Source organism: Bradyrhizobium yuanmingense (assembly GCF_029167105.1).
Taxonomy (GTDB): Bacteria; Pseudomonadota; Alphaproteobacteria; order Rhizobiales; family Xanthobacteraceae; genus Bradyrhizobium; species Bradyrhizobium yuanmingense_A.
On the sequence record NZ_JARFML010000059.1, the window covers coordinates 1 to 23,966 of the forward strand.

Genomic DNA, 23,966 nt, shown 5'->3' on the forward strand with positions numbered 1-23,966 from the left:
GAAGGCGGCTGCTCCCAAGGCAGCTCCCAAGGCTCCGGCGCCCGCAGCCTCCCCGCAGGCTCCCCCGCAGCAAGGCGCCCCGCAGCAGGGCGCAGCTCAGCCCGCCGATCAGCAGATCCAGCTGATCTATGCGCCCTGGACCAAGTTCTGCCTCAAGGGCCAGGATGCCAACGCCAAGCAGGTCTGCTTCACCGGCAAGGACGGCCGTATCGAGTCGGGCCAGCCGGTCATCGCGGCCGTGATCATCGAGCCGGAAGGTGAGCCCAAGAAGATCCTGCGCGTGACGCTGCCGCTCGGCATGCAGCTCGTGCACGGCACCCGCATCATCGTCGACAGCAACGCGCCGCTGCAGCAGCCCTATGTGATCTGCTTCCAGAACGGCTGCATGTCCGACTACGAGGCGACGCCCGAGCTCATCAACAACATGAAGAAGGGCCAGAACCTCGTTGTCCAGGCGATCAACGCCAACGGCGCGCCGCTGACCCTGCCGCTGCCGCTCGCCGGCGAATTCCAGAAGGCCTATGACGGTCCGCCGACCGATCCGAAGGTGTTCGAGGAAACCCAGAAGAAGCTGCAGGAAGAGCTGCAGAAGAAGGCCGAGGAGCAGCGCAAGAAGCTCGAGCAGCAGGGCACGCCTCCCGGCGCGTCTCCGACCGGTCAGAAGTAATCGGGAGCAAATCCCTGACGTGAAAAAGGCGCTCGGTTCGAGCGCCTTTTTTGCTGGCCGACGATCGGCGGCGATCAGTTCAGCGAGGGATTGCGCGGGCGGTAGCCGCCGGCCTTGTCCTTGATGAAGATCTCGGCGACCTGAGAATGCCGGACCGGCTCGCCGGAATCGTCCGGCAACAGGTTCTGCTCCGAGACATAGGCAACGTATTCGGATTCCGCGTTCTCCGCGAGCAGGTGATAGAAGGGCTGGTCCTTGTGGGGCCGCACTTCCTCGGGAATCGACAACCACCATTCCTCGGTGTTGTTGAATTCCGGATCGATGTCGAAAATCACCCCCCGGAACGAGAAGATCCGGTGGCGAACGACCTGTCCGATCTGGAATTTGGCGGTCCGCGCTTTAATCATCCCCCGTCGATAGACCAGGATTGTGGCCGATGCTAGTGGCCTTATTGGGAATTAACCTTCGCCTCCGGGGTGGATAACCCCCAAGCCTTCAGAAAAAACTTCAGCAATGGTCGATATCCTCAATCTGGCGCTGCCTTATTTCGGCTTGATCTTCGTCGGTTTCGCTTGCGGGAAGGTCAAGTCCATCCCGGAATCGGGGCTCGCCTGGATGAACTTCTTCCTGCTCTACGTGTCGCTGCCGGCGCTGCTGTTTGCGATCATGTCGAAGACGCCGTTTTCGGAATTGAACAACCCGCCGTTCCTGGTGGCGACGACGCTCTCAACGGTCGCGGCATTCACGCTGGCGCTGGTGGTCGGCAAGCTGCTCGGACGGCTGACGCTGCGCGAAGCGACGCTCGCGGGCCTCTCCGGCGGCTACGGCAATATCGGCTATATGGGCCCGGGCCTCGCACTCGCGGTACTGGGGCCGAAGGCGGCCGCGCCGACTGCGCTGATCTTCTGCTGCGACAGCATCTTCCTGTTCACGATCGTGCCGCTCTTGATCGAGCTTTCCGACCGCGACCATCCCTCGCTCGTCCACGCTTTCGGCGTCGTGCTGAAGCAGATCGTGCTCAATCCGCTGATCATGTCGGCTTGCTTCGGCGCGGCGGTGGCGGCGCTGCATATCGAACTGCCGGTCGCGCTCGACCGCACCATCACCTTCCTGCAGAACGCGGCCGCGCCGACCGCGCTGTTCGTGCTCGGCGTGACCGTGGCGCTCCGCCCGTTCGATCGGGTGCCGTGGGAGGTGCCGGGCGTGATCGCGGTCAAGCTGCTGATCCATCCGCTCGCGGCGTTCGCCCTGATGTTGGCGTTCGGCCCGTTTGCGCAGCCCTGGGCCGCCACCGCCGTGCTGATGGCCGCGCTGCCGCCGGCGCTCAACGTGTTCGTCATCGCCCGGCAGAACGATGCCTGGATCGAGTCCGCCTCCGTCGCGGTGCTGCTCGGCACCTTCGCCTCGGTGGTCACGCTGACCAGCGTGATGTGGGCGATCCAGACGGGAAGGTTGGCGTTTCCTTAAGCGGGGCTTGGCCGCCGCCAATCCTACCTGCGCCAGGTCGGCGTCAGGCCTTCGCGCATCGCAAAGCGCCGGAGCGGGCCGATGGCGCCGAGGAGGTGCATGCCGACGGCGCGGACGGGCTGGAGCGGCAGGAAGTCGTTGAGCAAGGAGCGGTTGGCGATGTCGATCGCAAAGGTGCGGCTCAAGATGTCCGGCCGGCGGGCGCGGTCATAACGCTTGAGCACATCGTCCGCGCCCGTATCTTGTCCCGCGGCGATGGCCTCGCCCGCGAGCCGGGCAATGTCGGCGGCATCACGCAGGCCGAGATTGAGGCCCTGGGCGCCGATCGGCGGCACCACATGGGCGGCTTCGCCGACCAGCGCGATACGGTCGCGGCCGAAGCATTTCGGACGCTCGATCGCGAGCGGGAACAGGTTGCGCCCGGGCTCCACATTCATCCGTCCCAGGATCGAATGCGACTGCTTCTCGATCGCCGCCGACAGCTCCTCGTCGCTCAAGCCGCGCAGCCGTTCAGCCTCCGCAGGCGCTGCGACCCAGACGATGCTGGAGCGGTCGCCGGGCAGGGGCACGAACACGCAAGGCCCGTGCGGCGTGTGGAACTCGGTCGAGACGTTGCGATGCGGCCGGGCATGGCTGACGTTGAACGTCAGCGCGGTCTGGTTCAGCTCGCGCCGCGTCACGGCGATGCCAGCAGCCTCGCGGCACAGCGAGTGCCGGCCGTCGGCGCCGACCACCAGGCGGGCCGAGAGAAACTGTCCGGACGCCGTGCGCAGCGCGACGTCTTCGGCTTCGATGACGACGCTTTCGGCCTCGTCGTCGAAGCGGACGAGATTGGGCAGCTCGGCCGCGCGCGATTCCAGCGCCAGCATCAGCGAGCGATTGTCGATGTTGTAGCCGAACGCGTCGAGACCGATTTCGTGACAGGAGAAGCGCACCTCCGGCGCACGGAACAGCCGGCCGGTGTCGTCGACGAGGCGCATGACTTCCAGCGCAGCCGCCTTGTCCCTGCAGCGCGACCAGACGTCGAGACCTTCCAATAGATCGATGGAGGCGCCGAGCAATGCGGTGGTGCGATTATCGGCATAGGGAACGCGGCGCGCCACCAGTGCGGTCCGGGCACCCGCCTGCGCCAGGGCGATCGCCGCGGCAAGGCCGGCAGGTCCGCCGCCGATCACGGCCGCGTCATGGAGTGTCGATGCGTCTATCATGGAACGACATTTGACACGCCGGGCGGCAAATTCAAGCCCACCTATATTTCCCTGATTTTATGGCGAATTTTGCGATCGTGCGCCGCAATGGCGGATGTGCAAAGCGGTCGCATTCTGATAGCAGAAGCCATGGAAACTCAGCAGGATTCCCTGAAGCCGAGACCGGTGATCCGCGCCGCGGCCTTCTCGGTGCACATCTTCACCGCATTCGGCGCGGCGCTCGCGCTCCTGGCGATGCTGGAGGCCGTGCGCGAGCACTGGGCGGCGATGTTCCAATGGCTGGGGCTCGCCCTGATCATCGATGCGATCGACGGGCCGATCGCGCGCCGGCTCGACGTCAAGAACGTGCAGCCGAACTGGTCGGGCGACGTGCTCGATCTCGTGGTCGACTTCTGTACCTATGTCTTCGTGCCGGCCTATGCGATCGTCGCGAGCGGCATGCTGCTGCCGGTGGCGGCTCCCTTGCTCGGCATCGCCATCATCGTCACCAGCGCATTGTACTTCGCCGACCAGCGCATGAAGGCCGACGACAATCATTTCCGCGGCTTCCCGGCACTGTGGAACGCGGCCGCGTTCTATCTGTTCCTGCTGCATTGGCCGCCGCTATGGGCGACGCTGCTGGTCGCCGCGCTGGTCGTGTTGACGTTCGTGCCGTTCCATGTGCTGCATCCGGTCCGCGTCGTGCGGCTGCGCTGGCTGACGATGTCGCTGATCGCGATCTGGGCGGTGCTCGCCTTCTACACGCTGCAGATGGATTTTCGTGTCGGCACCGGTGTGACCGTCGTGCTCTGCGCCATCGCGCTCTGGATCAGCTTCAGCGACGCGTTGATCCGGCTGGGGAAATCGTTCGCATGATGGCGCTTCTTGCCAGCCCGGAAGCGTGGGCCGCGCTGCTCACCTTGACGGCGCTCGAGATCGTGCTCGGCATCGACAACGTCATCTTCATCTCGGTGCTCGTCTCGCGCCTTCCCGAGAAGCAGGCGCACCGCGCCCGCCAGATCGGGCTTGCGCTGGCTCTGGTCTTCCGCCTCATCCTGCTCAGTCTGCTGGTCTGGCTGATCGGCCTGACCGCTCCGGTGCTCTCGGTTGCGGGCCAGGCTTTCTCCTGGCGCGACCTCATCCTGATCGGCGGCGGTCTCTTCCTGATCGCCAAGGCGACGCATGAGATTCACGGCGAAGTCGAGTCCGATCACGAGGCGAGCGATAAGGACTCCACGGGCAGCGCCTTCTTCTGGGTGATCGTCCAGATCGTGATCATCGACATCGTGTTCTCGCTGGACTCGATCATCACCGCGATCGGCATGGCCGAGGACATCAAGATCATGATCGCGGCGGTCGTGATCGCCTGCGCGGTCATGTACGTTTCGGCGGGTCCGGTGGCGCGATTCGTCGCGGAGCATCCGACCACCAAGATGCTGGCACTGGCCTTCCTGGTGCTGATCGGCGTCGCGCTGGTCGCGGACGGATTCCACTTCCACATTCCCCGCGGCTACATCTATTTCGCGATAGCGTTCTCGGCGGCGGTGGAGTTCTTCAACGTGCTGGCCAGGCGCAACCGCCGGAAAGCCGCCGAATAGTCGCGTTGGGTCGTTCCAGTCGGCGTCGAGTTGACAAGGCGGGCGCGATAGCTTTCGCTCAGCCGCAAGAAGAGGAGGTCAGGTGATGACGAAAGCCATCCGTGTGCACAAGGTCGGAGGCCCCGAAGCCCTGGTCTATGAGAGCGTCGACGTGCCGGCGCCCGGGCCCGGCGAGGTGCGCATCCGCCAGCACGCGGTCGGCCTCAACTTCATCGACGTCTATTACCGCACCGGCCTCTACAAGGCGCCGGGGCTACCCTTCATCGCCGGCAACGAGGCCTCGGGCGAGGTCACAGCGGTCGGGCCAGGCGTCACGAATTTCCATCCCGGCGACCGCGTCGCCTACTACCACAATCTCGGCGCCTATACCGGCGAGCGCAACATCCCCTGGGAGAAGCTGGTCAAGCTGCCCGATCACATCACCTACGAGCAGGGCGCCGTGCTGATGTTGAAGGGGCTGACGGTCTGGTATCTGCTGCACAAGACCTTCAAGGTCGAGCCGCATCATCGCGTGCTGGTCCACGCCGCCGCCGGCGGCATCGGCCTGCTCGCCTGCCAGTGGGCGAGGGCGCTCGGCGCGCATGTCATCGGCACCGTCGGCTCGCGTGAGAAGGCCGAGCTTGCGGAGGCCAATGGCTGCGATCACGTCATCCTCTACAACGAGGAGGATTTCGTCGCGCGCGTGAAGCAGATCAGCCGCAACGAGGGCTGCGACGTCGTCTATGACGGCGTCGGCAAGGCGACGTTCCCGGGCTCGCTCTCCTGCCTGAAGCCACGCGGCATGTTCGTCTCGTTCGGCAATGCTTCGGGCCCGGTGCCGCCGTTCGCGATCGCCGAGCTCAACAATCATGGCTCGCTGTTCGCGACGCGGCCGAAGCTCAACGATTATGTCGGCACGCGCAAGGAGCTGCTCGAAGGTGCCGACACCCTGTTCGCGGCCGTCATCAACGGCAAGCTGCACGTGCCGATCAACCACGCCTACGCGCTCAAGGACGCCGCCAGGGCGCATATCGATCTCGAAAGCCGCAAGACCACGGGCGCTTCGATCTTGAAGCCTTAGGTGATGTCATTCCGGGGCGGCTCGAAGAGCCGGACCCGGAATCGCGAGATTCCGGGTTCGATGCTGCGCATCGCCCCGGAATGACGAACGTACGGGTCCGTCCTACGCCACCCTCCGTGCCGCGCCGGCCTTGGTCAAGATCGCATCGAGACATTCGATCATCTCGGCGATCTCGCTCCTCGTGACGTTCAGCGCCGGCATGAAGCGCAAGCTGTCGAGCTGCGGGGCGTTCAGCAGGACGCCGGCTTCGAACGCCTGCGCGACGATGCCGGGCGCGATCGGCAGCTTGAGATCGAGCGCGAGCAACAGGCCGCGTCCGCGCACGCCGGCGAGGCCATGCCGGGCCGAGACCTTCTGCAGCTCGCTTTCGAGCAGGAGGCCGGTCTCGGTGACCGCCTTCAGGAAGTCGGGCTTCGCGACCTCCTCCAGCACGGCAAGGCCCGCCGCGCACATGATCGGATTGCCGTTAAACGTGCCGCCCTGGTCGCCGTGCTCGAAGCATGACGCGCGCTCGGAAGCGAGCAGGGCGGCGAGCGGCACGCCGCCGCCGATGCCCTTGCCGAGCGTCATGATGTCGGGCGCGATGCCTGTATGCTCGTAGTGGAAGAGCTTTCCGGTCCGGCCCATGCCGGTCTGGATCTCGTCGAAAATGAGCAAGAGGCCATGCGCTTCGGTCAGCGCGCGCAGCTGCTGCAGGAACTGATCGGTCGCAGGCCACACGCCGGATTCACCCTGTATCGGCTCGAGCATCACGGCGACGGTGTTGGCGTTGATCAGCTTTTCCACCGAGGCAATGTCGTTCAGCTTGGCCTTCTTGAAGCCCGCGACCTTCGGCTCGAACAGCGGCTCGAACGCCTTCTTGCCCGAAGCCGACATCGTCGCCAGCGTCCGGCCGTGGAAGCCGCCTTCGAAGCTGATGATCTCGAACGCGCCGCCTTTGTGCAGGCTGCCATATTTGCGCGCGAGCTTGATCGCGCCCTCGTTGGCTTCCGCGCCCGAATTGGCGAAGAACACCTGATCGAACGCACTGTTCTCGACCAGCGTCTGCGCCAGCTTCAGGCTCGGCTCGTTGTAGAAGGCCGGGCTCGGCGTCAGCAGCCGCCTGGCCTGAGCTGCGAGCGCGTCGGCGATCGCGGGCGGGGAATGCCCGAGGCAGTTCACGGCCCAGCCCTGCACGAAGTCGAGATAGCGCTTGCGGCTGTCATCCCAGAGGTAGGAGCCGGCGCCGCGGACGAACACGGTCTTCGGCCGTGCGGTGATGTCCATCAGCGCGTCATACGGATGCGTGGTCATGTCGTACTCCTCTGGAGGCGGGGTGGAAAAAGGGCGCAAAAAGCAGAAAGGCCGCACCTTGCGGGTGCGGCCTTTCTCGAAAACTGGCTGAATTCAGTGGTTCAGCGGCGTCCTCGGACATGGCGCACCCTCTCGTCGTCGCGGGAGCGACGGCGGAGCATTTCGGTGCGCTGGTTGGTCCGGGCGGTGATCATGGGGCGCGTCCGTACAGCCGAATGGCAGGACTTGTCAAGCAGGCATCTTCAAGATGCACGCCGAGCGTGCACCGGTCAGGTCGGGTGAGCGGCTTCCTCGGCCTCGTCGTCGCCCCAATCCGCGTCCGCGATCGCGGTGTCGATCAGCTCGCCGTGCAGCAGCTTGAGCGGCGAATCCAGTACAGCGCGATGTTGTGGAAGGGGTCGGTCAGCACCTTGAACACCCAGACCAGGCCCGTCGTGACGCCGCGGGTGACGAACAGCTGCAGCATGCGCGCAAGTCCGCCGCCGATGCCGATCGCGAGCCAGAGCGCGCCGACATGCCGGACGAAATCGAGGCGGGACGCCGGCGCATCGAACAATCCGAACAGCGTCGGAAAGGCGAACAGGGCGAGCGGCGCACTGCCCCAGACCAGCAGCAGCACGATCTTGCGGGCCTGGTTGTAGCCGACCTTGATCGCTTCCTTGTGTTCGTTGCTGACGCCGTTGACGGCGTCATAGCCGTTCGGCTCGAAGAAGAAATGCCCGGTCTGCCGCGTCAGCATCGCGAGCCAGCCGACGATGCCGGCGATGGCGGGGTCCTTGAACAGCAGCGCATAGCAGCCGAGGAAGATGACGGCGCTGATCAGGTGCAGCGTCTGGTTGACGGTGCTTTGGTGGTAGAAGCGGTAATCGTCGAAGCGCTGCGCGCGCAGCATGTCCGAGAGGCGACTCATCCTCATTCCTCGCTCGCGTTGAAAACGCGGGCAGAGTTAGGCCGAGTCCGTGACCGCTGCGTGAATGCATTATAGTGTCACATTCCTAACGTGACGCTTACTCCACGCCATAGTGCGAGAACACATCGGCGATGCCGGCGTTGATCGCCTTTGCGGCCGCGATGTCGCGCTCGGCGCCTTCGCTGTCACCCTTCTTGCGCTTCGCCAGTCCGCGGCCGTAGAGCGAGCCGTCGAGCCCCGGCTTGATGCTCAGCGCGGCATCGTAATCGGCGATCGCCGCTTCGAGGTTGCCGAGCTTGAGATGGGTGAGGGCGCGGCTGTCGAGCGTGTAGGCATCGTTGGGGGCCAACTTCAGCGACTGCTCGCAATCGGCCAGCGCCTCCTGCAGGCGGCCGACGATCGCGCGGGTGAAACAGCGCGAATTGAACACGTCCGCGCTGTTCGAATTCGCCCTGATGGAGCGGTCGTAATCGTCGAGCGCCAGCGCATATTCGCGCGTATCGAAATACATGTTGCCGCGCGCATAGTAGTCGCGGTCGTTGTTCGGACTGAGATCGACCGATCTGGCGAAATCGGCCAGCGCTCGGGGGCGGTCGCCGCGGTCGCGATAAATGCGGGCGCGGTTGCCGTAGGCCGGACCGTAGTTCGGGTCGAACTTGATCGACAGGTCGAAGTCCGCAAGTGCGCGCGCATCGTCGCCGCGGTTGCTGTAGGCTGTGCCGCGATTGAAATAGGCGAGCGCGAATTTCGGATCGAGCTTGATGGCCTGATCGTAGTCGGCCATCGCGAGCTGGTGCGCCTTCTTGTGAATGTAGGAATTGCCGCGGTTGTTGAAATAGAGCGGGTCGCGGGGGTTCAGCCGAATGGCGCGCGTGTAGTCGGCAATGGCGCGATCGGCGTCGCCGAGATCGTCATAGGCGATGCCGCGATTGTACAGGAGGTCGGGATCCCTGGCACCGAGGTCGATGGCACGGCTGAAATCCGCCACGGCGCGCTCGGGCTCGCCACGTCGCCGAAACATTTCGCCGCGATTGGCGAGCGCGTGCACATCGTCGGGATTGGCCTTGAGCAAGACCGAGCAGCCGGCGAAGCGCCGGTCGTCGCTGCCTCCGCCGTCGCTTGCGAAGCACCACTGGCGGGCCTGCGCGGCGGATGGTGGTCGCGCGTTGGCGGGAGCCGGCAGCGCGAGCAGGACCATCGTCAGGCCGATTGCGGACAGCTTGAGAAGAATCCCTGACGTTTCATCGTGTTTCATTGTTTCCCGCGTCGAAACCATTGCGCCTCTAGCGCGTTTGTGATCGAAGGACGCGACTTGGTTCGAACCGAATGCATCACCGCCCAGACCAAGAAGGCGGGACCAACCAGATAGCTCAAAGCCTTGTCCGATACGCCCTATCCGATCGACCTCGACAGCATTCGCGGCGCGTTTCCGCCTGGCGTCGAGGCGCCGCCGTTGCTGGTCGACTTTGCGGCCTGGCTGAAGGGGCGTCCTTGGGGCAGCGTCGGCTGCTTCTCGCTGCAGGGCCAATTCTCGGACTCCGCGCCGATCGTCGACGGCAGTTCCTTGCGCGACCGGTTCTCGCTGTTCATGCGCCTGCCTGACGGCTCGGTCGTTGGCGGCTGGTATGGCGCGGGTCTTGATCGTGACAATCCACCGATCGTCGGGCTGGGATCCGAGGGTGACTACGAATTGCTGGCGCCGAGCCTCGATGCGCTGCTGACGAGGCTGACGTCGCAGCAATTCGACAGGGCCTGGAGCGATCTGAAGCCGCATGACGATGTCGAACCTCAGACCCTCGAACTTGCGCAATGGCTCGCTGGACAGCCCGCTGGCGACAAGGCGACGTGTGACGACGGGCCCCCGGAGCTGCCCGATTTCCGCGGCTTCATGGAAAAATGGAGCAGGGACCGCGAGGACTATTGGGCCAACCATCGCATGATGGCCGAACTCGGCTGGCGGCTGGCCGCCCATCTGCCGAAGGGCAAGAATGCCTGGGACAAGACGCGTTTTGAAGTCGCGATCGTCGGAAAACAGTACCAGGCGCGCGTGCTGACGCGCGGGCCCCAGCCGTTCGAGGAAGCGGCTTCAATCGAATCCCTGCTGCGCGAGCTGCGCGAACAGATGTGGAAGGCTCAGCCCGAGCTCGGGTTATGGTATGGGATGAGGTTCGGACTCTACGCCGACGGCCGCGTCATGCCGAGCTTCGAATACGATGCGCGCCCGACCATCGACGGCGAACCGGCATTGCTCTCCGAGGCGAAAGCCGATCTCGACCGCGCACCAAGGCCGGAGCGCTGGGTGCCGAAATGGCTGGCGTGATTGTCTCCACACTGTCATTGCGAGCCAACGGGTCCGCGCGGCGCGCGGCCCGCTGGCTCGCAATGACGGAACGCGGTCAGAACCCCGCGACGCTGCCGTGCAGATCGTATGCGTCGGCGCGCTCGATCTTGGCGGTGACGATCTCGCCGACTCGGAGCGGGCGGCGGCTCGTCAGATACACCGCGCCGTCGATCTCCGGCGCATCGGCCTTGGAGCGGCCTTTCGCAACGGTCGGGCCGACCTCGTCGATGATGACCTGCTGCCGCGTGCCGACCTTGCGCTTCAGCCGGCGCGCCGAGATCTTCTGCTGGCGGGCCATCAGCGCGTTGTAGCGCTCCTGCTTGACCTCTTCCGGCACGGGGTTCTCGATCGCGTTCGAGGTGGCGCCGGCGACCGGCTCGTATTTGAAGCAGCCGAGGCGATCGATCTCGGCCTCCTCGAGCCAGTCGAGCAGATAGGCAAAGTCGGCATCGGTCTCGCCGGGGAAGCCGACGATGAAGGTCGAGCGCAAGGCGAGATCGGGGCATTCCTCGCGCCAGCGCTTGATCCGCGCCAGCGTCTTATCCTGCGCCGCCGGACGCTTCATCGCCTTCAGCACCTCGGGGCTCGCATGCTGGAACGGGATGTCGAGATAGGGCAGCACCTTGCCTTGCGTCATCAGCGCGATGACCTCGTCGACATGGGGGTACGGGTAGACATATTGCAGCCGGACCCAGGCGCCCAACTCGCCGAGCTCGCGCGCGAGGTCGAGGAATTTGGCGCGGACCTGGCGGTCCTTCCACGGGCTCTCGGCATATTTGAGATCGACGCCGTAAGCTGAGGTGTCCTGTGAGATCACCAGGAGCTCTTTGACGCCGGCGCCGACGAGGCGCTCGGCCTCGCGCAGCACGTCATCGGCGGGGCGCGAGACGAGGTCGCCGCGCAGCTTTGGAATGATGCAGAAGGTGCAGCGGTTGTTGCAGCCCTCGGAAATCTTCAGATAGGCGTAGTGGCGCGGGGTCAGCTTGATGCCCTGCGGCGGCACCAGGTCGAGATGCGGATTGTGCGCCGGCGGCAGCGCGCGGTGCACGGCGTCCAGCACGCTTTCATATTGCTGCGGGCCGGTGATGGACAGCACGCCCGGATAGGCCTGCTCGATCGCTTCCGGTTCCGCGCCCATGCAACCGGTCACGATCACCTTGCCGTTCTCGGCCATGGCCTCGCCGATCGCCGACAGCGATTCCTGCTTGGCGCTGTCGAGGAAGCCGCAGGTGTTGACGATGACGATGTCCGCCCCGTCATGCTTGCGGGCGAGCTCATAGCCCTCCGCGCGCAGGCGCGTGATGATGCGCTCGGAATCCACCAAGGCCTTGGGGCAGCCGAGTGACGTGAATGAAATGCGCGGCGCTCTGTCCATGTAATCGCCTGGAGCCTATCTGAATTGTCTGGATTTGCGATCCAAGTAATTGAACCGATGGCGAAACTCAATAACTAACGTATGCGGCGCGCGGCTAAAGCAGTCCTCGCGCGTAGTTGGCGTGATCGGCCGGTCACCAGGGACGGTATGGACTGACTGAGGGTTCCTGGTCTGGAAGCTCATTCGGATCGAGCGAGTGGAGGATCCGAGGTGAATTGCTCGAACACGCCCGTTTGGTTGTTATTCGGTTTCTTGCTTGATTTCACGGAGCTTAACCACGATGCGCCGCTTCATCTTCGGCTTGGTTTTCGTTACCGTTTCCTATGGCGCCATGTTTCCGGCGCGCGCTGAAGTCGACAAGATCATCCATGTCTGCGATCGGCAGGAACGATTGTGTCCGGAATTCAGGCCTCGCGTGAAGGCACCCGATGGGTGGGCGAGGGACGACGCCGCGAGTCTCAAATACGGCGCATCGATGTTCGTTCCCAAAGGGAAGACATTCGGTAAAGCAGAAGCAATCATCTATGCCGAAGGCCGCTACAACGAGGACCGGACCGAACTGGTTCAATGGATCGCAACGAGTGATGAGGATTGGACGACGACATCCGGCAAGAATGCCAAGATCACCACGCTTCCCTCGGTCAACCCCAAGGTCATCATCAACCGCTACGACAATCCATCCCTGAAGGACCAGCCGGTTGAAGTGATCGCGCATTATGCTGATCTCGACAAGGACGGCAATTCCTACGTCGTGCGGCTAGCGGTCTCCGGCCGCACTGAGGCGGCGGTGCTGGCTGCGGTACCACTTCTCGACAAGATGATCGTTGGCGCGAAGATTCCGTGAGAGCGTGAGTTCTGCTTCGCAGCTGAAGGCTGACCTGCGCGAGCGTTTTCTTGCGGGTGGGTGGCACGGAAAGTTTACATTCGTTGTGTCAGGGACACCCGAGCGACCCGAAGCTGACCTTGGGCGCAGCCGTCTGATCCATATCTGATCTGCCTGATTGACCGGCCAGAGCTAGTTCCAATTGCGCATAATTACAACCCTTTGCAGGGCGATCCGGCGTGCTATGGATGAATCAGCTGCCGTGAGTGAGCCATGAGCGCCGAACAGTCGCCCAAAATCGTGATCGTCGACGAAAGCCCGATCCGGGCCGCGATCCTGGAGGAGGGATTGCGCGAGGCCGGGTTCACCCAGGTCGTCCATATCAGCGAGATGCAGAGCCTGCTGGCCCGTATTTATGCGGCGGACCCCGACATCATCGTGATCGATCTCGAAAACCCCAGCCGCGACGTGCTCGAGGCGATGTTCCAGGTCAGCCGCGCGGTGAAGCGGCCGGTCGCCATGTTCGTCGACCAGAGCGATTCAGCCTCGATCCAGGCCTCGGTCGAGGCGGGGGTGTCGGCCTATATCGTCGACGGGCTGAAGAAGGAGCGCATCAAGCCGATCCTCGACCTTTGCGTGTCCCGTTTCAACGCCTTCGCCAAGCTCCAGGAGGAATTGGAGCGCACCAAGTCGCAGCTCGAGGACCGCAAGATCATCGAGCGCGCCAAGGGCATTCTGATGAAGGTGAAGGGCCTGACCGAGGACGAGGCCTATGTGCTGCTGCGCTCCACCGCGATGCGCGAGAAGAAGAAAATCGGCGAGATCGCACAGTCGATCATCACCGCGTCGGAGATGCTGAAATGACCGTTCCCCTCCGCATCGGGTTCATTCCGCTGGTCGATGCCGCCGCGCTGATCGTCGCGGTCGACAAGGGCTTTGCCGCCGCCGAGGGGCTCGAGGTCGAGCTGGTGCGCGAGGTCTCCTGGTCCAACGTCCGCGACAAGCTCAATATCGGCCTGTTCGACGCGGCGCATCTGCTCGCGCCCGTGGCGATCGCGTCCTCGCTCGGGCTCGGTCACGTCAAGGTGCCGATCGCCGCACCCTTCAACCTCGGCATCAATGGCAATGCCATCACGGTGTCGCCGGCGCTCCATGCCGCGCTGATGGAGGAGATCGACGGCGATCGCTTCGACCCGATGGCGACGGCGAAAGCGCTGGCGAAGGTGGTTGCCAAGCGCCGCAAGGCAGGGGCCGAGCCGCTCACCTTCGGCATGACCTTCCCGTTCTCCACCCACAATTATCAATTGCGGTTCTGGATGGCCGCGGCGGGCGTCGATCCCGACGAGGACGTGCGCCTCGTGGTGCTGCCGCCGCCCTATATGGTCGACAGTCTCAAGAACGGCCATGTCGACGCGTTCTGCGTCGGTGCGCCCTGGAACTCGGTCGCGGTCGATCTCGGCATCGGCCATATCCTGCATTTCGTCGCCGACATTCTGGTCCGTGCGGCGGAGAAGGTGCTGGCGATCCGCCAGACCTGGGCCGACAAGAATCCGGACGTGGTCGCAGCCCTGGTGCGGGCAGCCGTGAAGGCCGCCGAGTTCATCGAACATCCCGAGAACCGAACCGAGGCGGCGCAGATCCTGGCCCAACCCGAACGGATCGGTGTCGACGCCGAGGTCATCCAACGCACCCTGACGGGGCGCCTGAAGATCTCGCCCGATGGCACCTTCCGCGAAAGCGGCCGCTACCTGCTGGTCGGACGCGAGGGGGCAGGGCGCCCCGATCCGGTCCAGGCCGCCTGGCTCTATGCGCAGATGGTGCGCTGGGGCCAGACGGCGCTCACCCCTGACGGGGTCAAGACGGCGATGGCGGTGTTCAGGCCCGATCTCTACGACGCGGCGCTCGGCAACAGGGCGCCGCTTGAGGCTCCCGCAGCGTTCGGCGCGTTTGCCGGTCCGGCCTTCGACCCCGCCGATATCCGCGGGCATCTCGAGGCCTTCGGGGTCGGGCGCTGGAAAGCCTGATTCGCGGTTGCTTCGCTTTTGAGCAACCAAGATCCTTGGCTAATGTTTGAGCTGGCTGCTCGTATTTCGGGAGAGTTCCCAGGCCGGCGGTTTCCGGGTCACATCCTAATTATCTGAAACTTCATTGGTTTTTATTTCGACCAAGCTGGCACGCAACTTGAATGTTGCGCTGCGGCCAGCTTGTCATAGGTGCCTGCTGAGCCAAGTCCCACAGCAACGAAGCTGATCGGACCGTGGGGTTGCGAAGCAGGCGTCAGAGCCAGCTGAGTTCCCCGCGGGTCGCGCAATTTTCCGTCGATGCCACCAGGTGGCCGCAGGAGCTTCGTTACCGACCATGAAAATCGATACGCTCTCAGTCGACTTTACCGACGAGCAGAAACGCTATCTCGAAGGCTTCACGACCGGCCTGCAGATCAGCCGCGTCGGCCGCGGCCTTGGTGGCGGCAGCGGCAAGGCGAATGCCGAGCCTGTGGGTCCCGATGCCGTGCACATCAAGGCGCAGGACAAGGTGATCGCGTCGGGCAAGAAGCTCGCCGATCAGGAGAAGTTCAAGCGCGACGAGCACCCCTTCGACGCCTATCCGCGGCTGCGCCAACAGGCGCTCGACAACACCCCGCCGAGCCCGGCGGACAATTTCCGCTGGCGCTATTACGGCATTTTCTATGTCGCGCCGACGCAGGACTCCTACATGTGCCGCCTGCGCATCCCGAACGGCATCATGAAGCATTGGCAGCTGTCGGGCTTGGCCGATCTCGCCGACGAGCTCTGCGGCCCCTACAGCCACGTGACGACGCGCGCCAATCTCCAGCTGCGTGAGATCCCGCCGAAGCATGCGATCAGAATGATCGAGGGCATCCAGGATCTCGGCCTGTGCTCGCGCGGCTCCGGCGCCGACAACATCCGCAACGTGACGGGGACGCCGACCGCCGGCATCGATCCGCAGGAAATCATCGACACGCGGCCTTACGCGCGCGAGTGGCACTACCACATCCTCAACGACCGCTCGCTCTACGGCCTGCCGCGCAAGTTCAACGTCGCCTTCGACGGCGCCGGCCGGATCGCGGTGCTGGAAGAAACCAACGACATCGCCTTCACGGCCTATGAGGTAAAGGACGGTTTCGGCGTCGAGCCCGGTGTCTGGTTCCGGCTCGGCCTCGGCGGCATCACCGGTCACAAAGACTTTGCGAAATATTCCGGCATCATCGTCAAGCCGGAGCAGGCGACCGCCGTCGCCGACGCCATCGTGCGCGTGTTCATCGAGCATGGCGACCGCACCAACCGCAACAAGGCACGGCTGAAATACGTGCTCGACGCGATGGGCCACGACGGCTTCCTCAAGCTGGTCGAGGAGCGCTTGAAGACGCCGTTCACGCGCGTGCCGGAAGAGGCGTTTCTGCCCCGCCCCGCGGCGGACCGCATGGCGCATATCGGCGTGCACAAGCAGAAGCAGGACGGCCTCAACTGGATCGGCGTATCGCTGACGCTCGGCAAGCTCACCTCCGATCAGATGCGGGGCCTCGCCAAGGTTGCGCAGGATCTCGGTGACGGCGAGATCCGGCTCACGGTCTGGCAGAACCTGTTGATCTCGGGCGTGCGCGACGCGAATGTCGAGCTCGCCATTGCCGCGATCAAGCAGATCGGGCTCGCGGTCGAGGCCTCGCATATCCGCGCCGGCCTGATCGCCTGCACCGGCAATGCCGGCTGCCGTTTCGCGGCGTCCAATACGAAGCGCAATGCCGCCGAGATCGGCGACTGGTGTGAGCCGCGCGTCGCCATGGACAAGCCGGTGAACATCCACCTGACCGGATGCCATCATTCCTGCGCGCAGCATTACATCAGCGACATCGGACTGATCGGCGCGCGCGTGCCGATCAACGAGGAGGACACCGTCGAGGGCTATCACCTCTTCACCGGCGGCGGATTCGGCCCCGACGCCGATGTCGGGCAGGAGGTCTATCACGACCTCAAGGCCGAGGACGCACCGAAGACGGTCGAGGCGCTGCTCAAGGCCTACCTCGCCCACCGCGCTTCGCCCGATGAAACCTTCCTCTCCTTCGCGCGCCGCCATGACGGCGAAACGCTGCGCAAGCTTGCCGATGCACAGGTGTCCGCATGAACCAGATCACGCCTCCGCCGAAACTCGACATCATCCCCGCCAGCGCGCCATTCTCCGACGCGCAACGCTCCTGGCTGAACGGCTTCTTTGCCGGGCTTTTGTCGCCCGACGTCGCAACGCCGCTGTCGGCAGAGCAGGGCGCCGCCGTCATGCAGGCCGGTGACGGCGACGACGGCGAAGCGCCGTGGCACGACCAGACCATGCCGATCGCCGAGCGGATGAAGCTTGCCGAAGGCCGTCCCCTGCGCCGCAAGATGATGGCGGCGATGGCACAGCAGGATTGCGGCCAGTGCGGCTACAATTGCCACGATTATTCGGAAGCGATCGCGAGCCGTAGCGAAGCGCGGCTCAATCTGTGCGTCCCTGGCGGCAAGGAAACCGCGCGGATGCTGAAGTCGCTGTACGAGGAGCTCGACAAGGCGCCCGCGGCCAAGATCACGGACAAGTCCGCCGACACGGCCGGCGCTCCGGCGCCGGCCGTGACCGTGACGATCGCAGAGCCCGGCCGCTCGCGCGACAATCCGATCCAGGCGACCTTCCTGTCGCGCCGTCTTCTCAACAAGGGCAAGTCGGAGAAGGAGACCTATCACATCGAGTTCGATCTCTCCGAGGGCAAGCTCGACTATGTCGTTGGTGACAGTTTTGGCGTCTTCCCGCGCAACGACGTCGGCCTCGTCGACCAGATCATCGCGCTGCTCGGCGCCTCCCACACGACCAAAGTCAACGGCAAGACGCTGCGCGAGGTGCTGATCGACGACGTCTCGCTGTCGCCGGCGCCCGACACGCTGTTCGAGCTGATCTCCTTCATCACCGGCGGCGCGCAGCGCGAGAAGGCGCGGGCGCTGGCGCAGGGAGAGGATCCCGATGGCGATGCCGCGACGCTCGACGTGATGGCGGCACTGCAGAAGTTTTCCGGCACGCGGCCGCACCCCGAGGCCTTCGTCGAGGCGCTGGAGCCGCTGCAGCCGCGGCTCTACTCGATCTCGTCCTCGCACAATGCGACGCCGGGAAAGCTGTCACTGACGGTGGACTCGGTGCGCTACGTCATCGGCAAGCGCAGGCGACTCGGCGTCGCCTCGACCTTCCTGGGCGAGCGGATCAACGAAGGCGAGAAGCTCAAGGTCTATGTGCAGAAGGCGCACAATTTCGGCCTGCCGCAGGACCCGAAGACGCCGATCATCATGATCGGTCCCGGCACCGGCATCGCGCCGTTCCGCGCCTTCCTGTTCGACCGCAAGGCGACCGGCGCGCCCGGCAAGAACTGGCTGTTCTTCGGCCATCAGCGCAGCGATTGCGACTTCTTCTATCAGGACGAGCTCAACGCCATGAAGACCTCAGGGCTTCTGACGCGCCTGTCGCTGGCCTGGTCGCGCGACGGCGAGAAGAAGTTTTACGTGCAGGACCGCATGCGCGAGGTTGGCCGCGAATTGTGGACCTGGCTCGCCGAGGGCGCGCATCTCTACATCTGCGGCGATGCCAAGCGCATGGCCAAGGACGTCGAGCGCGCGCTGGTCGACATCGTCGCCCAGTTCGGGGCACGTTCGACCGATGAGGCCGTCAGCTTCGTCGCCGAGCTCAAGAAGACCGGCCGCTTCCAGGCTGACGTTTACTAAGCCGGCGGGACCTTGGATGACTCGCCCTTTGGCGTAGCCGTCATCCCACCGTCATCCGTGCCGGTTCCAGCTGGCTCGGATTTTAACGAACAAGATTCTCGGAACCCGGCGGTGAAGAGAATTTGCTCCTGCGATGTGGGCCCTCCAGAGGACCCTCATCGCTATTTCCGCCACCGTCTTGCCTCCCGCCCGGGTTGATCCTTCATACTCCCGCAATGGGGCGTTGGAGATCGACCATGCGCGAACTATCGGCGGAAGCCAGGCTGCACTTCTACGCGCGCTCGCTCTCGCGCCGGACCGGGGCGAGCCTGCACCACGTTGCGATGTACAGCGCGTTTGCGGTGATCGCGGCGATCGTGTTCGGGACGCTGTCGGTGCATCCGTTTTGATGTGTCTGCGTAGGGTGGGTTAGCCGAAGGCGTAACCCACCACTTGTATGGATGCAGCAGAAGAGGTGGATTACGCTTCGCTAATCCACCCTACGACACCGAACCCTGCTCACACCCCGCGCTTGAACGGCGCCACCTCGATCCCTGCAGCCTTCAACGCCTGACGCAATGTCCGCGCGATCTCGACGGCGCCCGGCGTATCGCCGTGGATGCAGACCGTATCCGTGCGCATCTTGATGACCTTGCCTGTGACGGACACCACCGCGCCGTCCTGCACCATGCGCACCACGCGCTCGGCGATCGCCTTGGCGTCGTGCAGCACCGCGCCGGGCTTCTTGCGCGAGACGAGGTTGCCGTTGTCCTCATAGGCGCGGTCGGCGAACACCTCGTGCACCATCGGCAGGTTGGCCTCTTCGCCGGCCTTCACCAGTTTCGAATTGGCGAGCACGACGAAGATCAGGCTGGGATCCACCGCCTTGATGCCGGCGGCGATCGCCTTCGCCGTCATGTCGTCCTCGCAGGCGACGTTGGAGAGCGCGCCGTGCGCCTTCACATGCGTGACCTTGTGGCCGGCCGCAGTCGCGATCGCCTGCAACGCGCCGATCTGGTAGGCGACGAGGTTCTCGATCTCGGAGGCCTTGAGCCCTGCGATCGGATGGCGGCCGAAGCCGTGCAGGTCGCGATAGCCGGGATGCGCGCCGACCGAGACGCCGCGCGCCTTCGCAAGCTCCACCGTCCGGCGCATGATATCGGGGTCGCCGGCATGGAAGCCGCAGGCGACGTTGACCGAGCTTGCGAGCTCGATCATGGCGGCGTCGTTGCCCATCTCCCACGCGCCAAAACCTTCGCCGAGGTCGCAATTCAGATCGACTGTCTTCATGGGTTGCTCTCCGCCTCTGGTCTTGTTGTCGCTTACGGCTCCGCCGTGACCTGCCAGGTCCCGGAATCGACCGCGCTGACCGCATAGCCCGCCACGTTAGCATCGCTGAGCGCCTCGATGTTGAGGGCGACGATGTCGGAGGAGCGCAGGCGATCGGGCAGGCTGCGGATCGCTTGCGCGAACTTGCGCGCCTCGTCCTGCGCTTCCGCCATGCTGACCGCCTTGAAGCGGAACGCGGTTCCTGCCGAGGTCTGGGCGAGGCGGCCGATGTCGGCCGTGACCACGGTTGCGATCTTCGGATAGCCGCCGGAGGTGCCGCGATCCATCATCAGCGCGATCGGCGCGCCGTTGCCGGGCACCTGGATGCTGCCGTTGACCGTGCCGTCGGAGACGATGTTGTGGCCGTGCAGATGCTTGATCGCGGGGCCCTCGAGGCGGTAGCCCATGCGGTCGGAGGTCGCGGAGATCTTCCACTCGCTCTCCAGGAACAGCGCCTTGTTGGCGTCGTCGAACTCGTCGTCCTGCGGACCCAGCAGCACGCGGATCGGGCCGCTCGCCGGCTTCGGCAGCTCGATGCGCAGCTCCTCGGCACCGCTCGCGGCATCCACAGTGAATTCGTCGCCGGCCTGGAGTGGGCGCGGGTAGGGGCTGCCGAGGCCGGCGCGGGCGTTCACGGCAAGACTGCCGAACACCGTCTCGCCCTTGATGGCGCCTTCGATCGCGAGATAAGTGAAGGCGCCGCCGCGGGCAAAGCCGAGCGTCAGCGTCTCGCCGTCCTTCAGCGTCACCGAGGTGTCCATCGCGACCGCGCTGCCGGCGATGTCCGCATTGCGCGGCGCGCCCGATATCGCCACGCGCACGGCGCCTTCGCGGGCGGTGAAGGAGGCACCGAACGGGCCGATCTCGATGGCGGCCGCGAACGGCCCGTTGCCGACCAGCGTGTTCGCCGCCGCAAGCGACAGCCGGTCCATTGCTCCGCTGACCGTCAGCCCGTAGCGCTGCGCGCCGTGGCGGCCGCCGTCCTGGACCGAGCTGGCAGGGCCAATGCTGGCGACGACGAGGCGGCTCATGCGTCCACCTGCTCGGCGACGATCTCGCCGGCCTCCGCGGCGCGGTCCATGTCCTCGAATGTCTTGTCGTCGATGGCGTAGAACGTGACGCGGTCACCGGGCTCGGTGAGGAAGGTCGGATTGCGGTGGAGCTGATAGGTTCGCACCGGGGTGCGGCCGAGCAAATGCCAGCCGCTCGGGGCGGCCAGGCATTGGATGCCGGCCTGGATGCCGCCGATCGAGATCGTGCCGGCCGGCGTCAACAGTCGCGGCGATTGCCGCCGCGACATGTGCAGGAATTTGTCGAGGCCGCTGAGATAGGACCAGCCCGGCGTGAAGCCGATCATGGCAACCTTGTAATCGCCGCCCGAATGCCTGATGACGATGTCATCGGGCGTCGTGCCCAACGTCTTGGCGACGTCCTCGAGGTCGATGCCGTGCTCGCCGCCATAGGCGACGGGAACGCGCCAGCGGCGCGCTTTGGTGACCGGCGGCAGCGGCCGGGTGGCGATGGGGAGGATCTTTTCGCCCAGCGCCTCAAAGCCGATCTTGCCGGGATCGTAATGGACCAGCAGCGAGCGATAGGTCGGCACGGTCTCGGTGATGCCGTCGATGGGCGCACCTAGCAGCGCCTTGTCGAGCGCCAGCACGCGCTGGTTGGCATCGTCGTCGATAGTGCGGCTGAACTCGACCGTGACGGCACTGTCGCCGCTGGGCAGAAGGCGGGGCGGGGGAAGCGTCGCGGCCATGAGCTGTCAGAGCGCTGTCGTAATCGGGCTTCTCGGGAACGCGGGCTCGACCTTGAGTTCCGCTTGTCCCTGCTTCGCGTAAATGTGCCCGCAAGTCCAATAAATTAATGCAAGGGGAAGCGATAAAGCCTTGTTATCGCATCGCATAACGGCGCTGCGGCCCTGCGTAATTGCTAGCCTGTTGGCCCTTGACGCAAAGCTTGCGGCTCGCAAGATGCGCGTTCTTTCCCGCACCTCGGAGCTCGTTCTCGTCCATGTCGCTGTCCCCCGAAGCCCACAAGACCCTCGCCGGCATCACCACCGCCACCATCACCACGGTCCTGCTGAAGAAGGGCCTGCGCAATGTGTGGATGCGCGGCGCGCGTCCGCTGCGCCCCGGGCTGCCGCGGTTGGTGGGACCGGCCTTCACGCTGCGCTTCGTGCCGGCGCGCGAGGATCTGGCGACGCCGGAATCCTGGTCGTCGCCGATCTCGACCCGCACGGCGATCGAGGCGATGCCAGAGGGCTGCATCGCGGTGGTCGATGCCATGGGCATCACCGATGCCGGCATCTTCGGCGACATTCTCTGTGCGCGCATGGTCAAGCGCGGCGTCACCGCGCTTGTCACCGACGGCGTAGTACGTGACGTCGAGGGCGTGCTCGGCACCAATTTGCCGGTTTGGTGCGACGGCTATGCCGCGCCGCCGTCGGTTGCGGGCCTCACTTTCGTCGGCTGGGGCGAGCCGATCGGCTGCGGCGGCGTTGCCGTCTTCCCGAACGATATCGTGGTCGCCGACCAGGACGGCTGCGTGCTGATCCCGCAGGCGATGCTCGATCACGTCCTCAATGAGGGCGTCGAGCAGGAGCGGATGGAAGCCTGGATCGTCAACGAGGTGAACAACGGCGCGGTGCTGCCGGGCCTCTATCCCATGAACGCCGAAACCAAGGCGCGCTACGCCGCCAGCAAGAAGTAACAGACAAGGAACGAGGACCCTCATGGACATCACGCTCGCCGGCACGCGGCCGACCCGCCGCGCGCCGAAGGAACACTTCACCGGTACCGTGTGGCAGGACCCCATCAACATGGCCCCTGAGCCTGCACGGCTGAACGTCTCGCGCGTCGCATTCGAGCCGGGCGCGCGCACCAACTGGCACCACCATCCGCTCGGCCAGACGCTCTACGTGATCTCGGGCGTCGGCCGCGTCCAGACCAAGGGCGGCCCAGTCCAGGAAATCCGTCCGGGCGACACCGTCTGGATTCCGCCGGGCGAAGTGCACTGGCACGGCGCATCGCCGACCAACGGCATGTGCCACATCGCCATGCAGGAAGCACTCGACGGCGTCTACTCGACCTGGCTTGAGCCGGTCACCGACGCGGAGTACGGCGCGGCGGTGAAATAGTCGCGTGCCCCGGACAAGACGCATCGCCTTGAGGCGATGCGTCGCCGATCCGGGGCCCAGAGCCTGTGGCCACTCAAGCAGTCCCGGCTCTGCGCGGCAACGCTGGCGGTTGCCGCGCAGAGCCGGGACACTGAATCTCATATCCGCTCCGCCGTCCAAGTGCCCGCGCACATGGCGCCGCGCCAGGTGCCGGAGCCGGAGGTGCCGCTGAGCCGGCCGAAGCCGACGGCACGCTTGATGCCGGTGCTCAGGGTGACCTTGATGTTGCCGGCATCGGCGACGCGACCCGACGCCGTCACTGCGGCGCTGCTCGAGGCGATCTGACCATTATTGATGCCGATAGAGACAGTCGCGCCGTTGCCGCAGGCTTGGCTTGATGAAGCAATGCGGACGTTCCACGCGCCATCGAACGTGCTTGTCGCAGCGTCGGCCTGCGCCAGCGGGACAGCGATGACGACGGCGGTGGCGAATAGAGCCTTGCGAAACATGTTCATGACACGCCCCTGTGGTTGACCATGCGGGGGACCGTGACACGTGCGCGGAACCGGCGATGTGAGGGCTGTCACGTGCGCAGGAGGCAGTGTGAGCCTGCGCACGCCGGCACGGCAGCGCGCAAAAGCAAAGGGACCGGCATCGCGGGCCCCTTGTCTGCGTAAGAACGATCAGGCGGATCTCAGTTCACCCGCGTCCAGGTCTGGCCGCCGCAGAACATGCCGCCGAAGGCGCAGCCCTGCACGCGCAGCCGGTCGGTGCCCTTCATGGCGATCGTTGAATCGTAGGTCGAGCCCGAGTTGGGGTCGAGGATGCGGCCCGACCATTTCTGGTCCTTGCCCGCCTTCATGTTGATCAGCACCTGCTCGCCGTTCTGGTTCGACTTGCTGTCGACCGAATAGCCGCAGAGGTTGGTGCCGCATTGCTCGATGCGGACCTTGCCTTCCTTTTCCTCGGTGAGCCAGACGCCAACCGGCGAATTGAGATCGCGGGTGGGCGCAGCCGCAGCAGCAGGCGGTGCTGCGGCGGCCTTCACGGGAGCGGGGGCAGGCGG

The 23,966-nt window shown here is 65.0% G+C and carries 24 protein-coding genes and 1 pseudogene; 14 read left to right on the forward strand and 11 right to left on the reverse strand.

The window, feature by feature from the left end; genetic code table 11:
• On the forward strand, positions 1-667 hold a 667-nt coding region (locus tag P0R31_RS38475), incomplete at its 5' end, for an invasion associated locus B family protein (RefSeq protein WP_275520363.1).
• Positions 668-741: 74 nt separating this feature from the next.
• On the opposite strand, the gene hspQ is transcribed toward P0R31_RS38475, so the two are convergent.
• The gene (gene hspQ / locus P0R31_RS38480) at positions 742-1,074 is read right to left on the reverse strand and encodes a heat shock protein HspQ (RefSeq protein WP_008564941.1); all 333 of its coding nucleotides are present in this window, start codon (positions 1,072-1,074) and stop codon (positions 742-744) included.
• Positions 1,075-1,180: 106 nt separating this feature from the next.
• On the opposite strand from hspQ, the gene P0R31_RS38485 reads away from it, so the two are divergent.
• On the forward strand, positions 1,181-2,134 hold the full coding sequence (locus tag P0R31_RS38485; protein WP_157288139.1) for an AEC family transporter: 954 nt from the start codon (positions 1,181-1,183) through the stop codon (positions 2,132-2,134).
• Between the two features lie 23 nt (positions 2,135-2,157).
• Here P0R31_RS38485 and P0R31_RS38490 read toward each other — a convergent pair whose 3' ends face one another.
• Positions 2,158-3,342: a UbiH/UbiF family hydroxylase gene (locus P0R31_RS38490; protein WP_275520365.1), complete on the reverse strand. Its 1,185-nt coding sequence runs from the start codon at positions 3,340-3,342 to the stop codon at positions 2,158-2,160.
• A gap of 87 nt (positions 3,343-3,429) precedes the next feature.
• Here P0R31_RS38490 and pcsA point away from each other — a divergent pair, with 87 nt between their 5' ends.
• The 3 genes from pcsA (at position 3,430) to P0R31_RS38505 (ending at position 5,979) form a co-directional block, all read left to right on the forward strand.
• Positions 3,430-4,197 carry a phosphatidylcholine synthase gene (pcsA, locus tag P0R31_RS38495; protein WP_275520367.1) on the forward strand — a complete coding sequence of 256 codons (768 nt, stop codon included), beginning with the start codon at positions 3,430-3,432 and terminating at the stop codon, positions 4,195-4,197.
• The gene (locus P0R31_RS38500) at positions 4,194-4,919 is read left to right on the forward strand and encodes a TerC family protein (protein WP_275520369.1); all 726 of its coding nucleotides are present in this window, start codon (positions 4,194-4,196) and stop codon (positions 4,917-4,919) included. The genes pcsA and P0R31_RS38500 overlap by 4 nt, the downstream gene beginning before the upstream one ends.
• An 85-nt stretch (positions 4,920-5,004) precedes the next feature.
• Positions 5,005-5,979 carry a quinone oxidoreductase family protein gene (locus P0R31_RS38505; protein ID WP_275520372.1) on the forward strand — a complete coding sequence of 325 codons (975 nt, stop codon included), beginning with the start codon at positions 5,005-5,007 and terminating at the stop codon, positions 5,977-5,979.
• 102 nt (positions 5,980-6,081) lie between these two features.
• On the opposite strand, the gene P0R31_RS38510 is transcribed toward P0R31_RS38505, so the two are convergent.
• The 3 genes and pseudogenes from P0R31_RS38510 to P0R31_RS38520 form a co-directional block, all read right to left on the reverse strand.
• A complete protein-coding gene (locus tag P0R31_RS38510; protein ID WP_275520374.1) occupies positions 6,082-7,272 on the reverse strand; it encodes an acetylornithine transaminase in 1,191 nt (396 codons plus the stop codon).
• Between the two features lie 269 nt (positions 7,273-7,541).
• A pseudogene (locus P0R31_RS38515) lies at positions 7,542-8,182 on the reverse strand (hypothetical protein).
• Between the two features lie 97 nt (positions 8,183-8,279).
• The gene (locus P0R31_RS38520; protein WP_275520377.1) at positions 8,280-9,437 is read right to left on the reverse strand and encodes a tetratricopeptide repeat protein; all 1,158 of its coding nucleotides are present in this window, start codon (positions 9,435-9,437) and stop codon (positions 8,280-8,282) included.
• 123 nt (positions 9,438-9,560) lie between these two features.
• On the opposite strand from P0R31_RS38520, the gene P0R31_RS38525 reads away from it, so the two are divergent.
• Positions 9,561-10,502 (forward strand): hypothetical protein, encoded by a 942-nt coding sequence (locus P0R31_RS38525; RefSeq protein WP_275520380.1) that lies wholly within the window; start codon positions 9,561-9,563, stop codon positions 10,500-10,502.
• A gap of 76 nt (positions 10,503-10,578) precedes the next feature.
• Here the strand turns inward: P0R31_RS38525 and rimO are convergent, their stop codons facing one another.
• Positions 10,579-11,898: a 30S ribosomal protein S12 methylthiotransferase RimO gene (gene rimO / locus P0R31_RS38530; protein WP_275520383.1), complete on the reverse strand. Its 1,320-nt coding sequence runs from the start codon at positions 11,896-11,898 to the stop codon at positions 10,579-10,581.
• A 280-nt stretch (positions 11,899-12,178) separates the two neighbouring features.
• Between rimO and P0R31_RS38535 the strand changes: the two genes are divergently transcribed.
• From P0R31_RS38535 to P0R31_RS38560, 6 genes are all read left to right on the forward strand, one after another.
• The gene (locus P0R31_RS38535) at positions 12,179-12,742 is read left to right on the forward strand and encodes a hypothetical protein (RefSeq protein WP_275520385.1); all 564 of its coding nucleotides are present in this window, start codon (positions 12,179-12,181) and stop codon (positions 12,740-12,742) included.
• 252 nt (positions 12,743-12,994) lie between these two features.
• Positions 12,995-13,585, forward strand: coding sequence for an ANTAR domain-containing response regulator (locus P0R31_RS38540; RefSeq protein WP_036012463.1), 591 nt, complete (start codon positions 12,995-12,997; stop codon positions 13,583-13,585).
• Entirely contained in the window at positions 13,582-14,745 is a 1,164-nt protein-coding gene (locus P0R31_RS38545) for a CmpA/NrtA family ABC transporter substrate-binding protein (RefSeq protein WP_275520387.1), read from the forward strand. The genes P0R31_RS38540 and P0R31_RS38545 overlap by 4 nt, the downstream gene beginning before the upstream one ends.
• Before the next feature lie 334 nt (positions 14,746-15,079).
• On the forward strand, positions 15,080-16,861 hold the full coding sequence (locus tag P0R31_RS38550; RefSeq protein WP_275520389.1) for a NirA family protein: 1,782 nt from the start codon (positions 15,080-15,082) through the stop codon (positions 16,859-16,861).
• A complete protein-coding gene (locus tag P0R31_RS38555) occupies positions 16,858-18,474 on the forward strand; it encodes a sulfite reductase subunit alpha (protein ID WP_275520392.1) in 1,617 nt (538 codons plus the stop codon). The genes P0R31_RS38550 and P0R31_RS38555 overlap by 4 nt, the downstream gene beginning before the upstream one ends.
• A gap of 236 nt (positions 18,475-18,710) precedes the next feature.
• Entirely contained in the window at positions 18,711-18,863 is a 153-nt protein-coding gene (locus tag P0R31_RS38560) for a hypothetical protein (protein ID WP_275520394.1), read from the forward strand.
• A gap of 109 nt (positions 18,864-18,972) precedes the next feature.
• Here the strand turns inward: P0R31_RS38560 and P0R31_RS38565 are convergent, their stop codons facing one another.
• The 3 genes from P0R31_RS38565 to pxpB are packed head-to-tail and all read right to left on the reverse strand — an operon-like array spanning position 18,973 to position 21,541.
• Complete coding sequence (locus tag P0R31_RS38565; protein WP_275520396.1) at positions 18,973-19,743, reverse strand: LamB/YcsF family protein; 771 nt, start codon at positions 19,741-19,743, stop codon at positions 18,973-18,975.
• 32 nt (positions 19,744-19,775) lie between these two features.
• Positions 19,776-20,813 carry a biotin-dependent carboxyltransferase family protein gene (locus P0R31_RS38570; protein WP_275520398.1) on the reverse strand — a complete coding sequence of 346 codons (1,038 nt, stop codon included), beginning with the start codon at positions 20,811-20,813 and terminating at the stop codon, positions 19,776-19,778.
• Positions 20,810-21,541, reverse strand: coding sequence for a 5-oxoprolinase subunit PxpB (gene pxpB / locus P0R31_RS38575; RefSeq protein ID WP_275520400.1), 732 nt, complete (start codon positions 21,539-21,541; stop codon positions 20,810-20,812). Before pxpB ends, P0R31_RS38570 begins: the two co-directional genes overlap by 4 nt.
• Positions 21,542-21,795: 254 nt before the next feature.
• Here pxpB and P0R31_RS38580 point away from each other — a divergent pair, with 254 nt between their 5' ends.
• A complete protein-coding gene (locus tag P0R31_RS38580) occupies positions 21,796-22,494 on the forward strand; it encodes a ribonuclease activity regulator RraA (RefSeq protein ID WP_275520402.1) in 699 nt (232 codons plus the stop codon).
• A 22-nt stretch (positions 22,495-22,516) separates the two neighbouring features.
• Entirely contained in the window at positions 22,517-22,921 is a 405-nt protein-coding gene (locus P0R31_RS38585) for a (R)-mandelonitrile lyase (protein WP_275520404.1), read from the forward strand.
• A 137-nt stretch (positions 22,922-23,058) separates the two neighbouring features.
• On the opposite strand, the gene P0R31_RS38590 is transcribed toward P0R31_RS38585, so the two are convergent.
• Both P0R31_RS38590 and P0R31_RS38595 read right to left on the reverse strand, forming a co-directional pair.
• Complete coding sequence (locus tag P0R31_RS38590; RefSeq protein WP_275520406.1) at positions 23,059-23,415, reverse strand: hypothetical protein; 357 nt, start codon at positions 23,413-23,415, stop codon at positions 23,059-23,061.
• 179 nt (positions 23,416-23,594) lie between these two features.
• On the reverse strand, positions 23,595-23,966 hold a 372-nt coding region (locus P0R31_RS38595), incomplete at its 5' end, for a DUF2147 domain-containing protein (protein WP_275520408.1).

What these genes read in the sequence shown, in the direction of transcription:
- hspQ (WP_008564941.1), bottom strand. Translation starts at nt 1,074, where the DNA reads ATGATTAAAGCGCGGACCGCCAAATTCCAGATCGGACAGGTCGTTCGC.
- P0R31_RS38485 (WP_157288139.1), top strand. Translation starts at nt 1,181, where the DNA reads ATGGTCGATATCCTCAATCTGGCGCTGCCTTATTTCGGCTTGATCTTC.
- P0R31_RS38490 (WP_275520365.1), bottom strand. Translation starts at nt 3,342, where the DNA reads ATGATAGACGCATCGACACTCCATGACGCGGCCGTGATCGGCGGCGGA.
- pcsA (WP_275520367.1), top strand. Translation starts at nt 3,430, where the DNA reads ATGGCGGATGTGCAAAGCGGTCGCATTCTGATAGCAGAAGCCATGGAA.
- P0R31_RS38500 (WP_275520369.1), top strand. Translation starts at nt 4,194, where the DNA reads ATGATGGCGCTTCTTGCCAGCCCGGAAGCGTGGGCCGCGCTGCTCACC.
- P0R31_RS38505 (WP_275520372.1), top strand. Translation starts at nt 5,005, where the DNA reads ATGACGAAAGCCATCCGTGTGCACAAGGTCGGAGGCCCCGAAGCCCTG.
- P0R31_RS38510 (WP_275520374.1), bottom strand. Translation starts at nt 7,272, where the DNA reads ATGACCACGCATCCGTATGACGCGCTGATGGACATCACCGCACGGCCG.
- P0R31_RS38520 (WP_275520377.1), bottom strand. Translation starts at nt 9,437, where the DNA reads ATGAAACACGATGAAACGTCAGGGATTCTTCTCAAGCTGTCCGCAATC.
- rimO (WP_275520383.1), bottom strand. Translation starts at nt 11,898, where the DNA reads ATGGACAGAGCGCCGCGCATTTCATTCACGTCACTCGGCTGCCCCAAG.
- P0R31_RS38535 (WP_275520385.1), top strand. Translation starts at nt 12,179, where the DNA reads ATGCGCCGCTTCATCTTCGGCTTGGTTTTCGTTACCGTTTCCTATGGC.
- P0R31_RS38540 (WP_036012463.1), top strand. Translation starts at nt 12,995, where the DNA reads ATGAGCGCCGAACAGTCGCCCAAAATCGTGATCGTCGACGAAAGCCCG.
- P0R31_RS38545 (WP_275520387.1), top strand. Translation starts at nt 13,582, where the DNA reads ATGACCGTTCCCCTCCGCATCGGGTTCATTCCGCTGGTCGATGCCGCC.
- P0R31_RS38550 (WP_275520389.1), top strand. Translation starts at nt 15,080, where the DNA reads ATGAAAATCGATACGCTCTCAGTCGACTTTACCGACGAGCAGAAACGC.
- P0R31_RS38555 (WP_275520392.1), top strand. Translation starts at nt 16,858, where the DNA reads ATGAACCAGATCACGCCTCCGCCGAAACTCGACATCATCCCCGCCAGC.
- P0R31_RS38560 (WP_275520394.1), top strand. Translation starts at nt 18,711, where the DNA reads ATGCGCGAACTATCGGCGGAAGCCAGGCTGCACTTCTACGCGCGCTCG.
- P0R31_RS38565 (WP_275520396.1), bottom strand. Translation starts at nt 19,743, where the DNA reads ATGAAGACAGTCGATCTGAATTGCGACCTCGGCGAAGGTTTTGGCGCG.
- P0R31_RS38570 (WP_275520398.1), bottom strand. Translation starts at nt 20,813, where the DNA reads ATGAGCCGCCTCGTCGTCGCCAGCATTGGCCCTGCCAGCTCGGTCCAG.
- pxpB (WP_275520400.1), bottom strand. Translation starts at nt 21,541, where the DNA reads ATGGCCGCGACGCTTCCCCCGCCCCGCCTTCTGCCCAGCGGCGACAGT.
- P0R31_RS38580 (WP_275520402.1), top strand. Translation starts at nt 21,796, where the DNA reads ATGTCGCTGTCCCCCGAAGCCCACAAGACCCTCGCCGGCATCACCACC.
- P0R31_RS38585 (WP_275520404.1), top strand. Translation starts at nt 22,517, where the DNA reads ATGGACATCACGCTCGCCGGCACGCGGCCGACCCGCCGCGCGCCGAAG.
- P0R31_RS38590 (WP_275520406.1), bottom strand. Translation starts at nt 23,415, where the DNA reads ATGAACATGTTTCGCAAGGCTCTATTCGCCACCGCCGTCGTCATCGCT.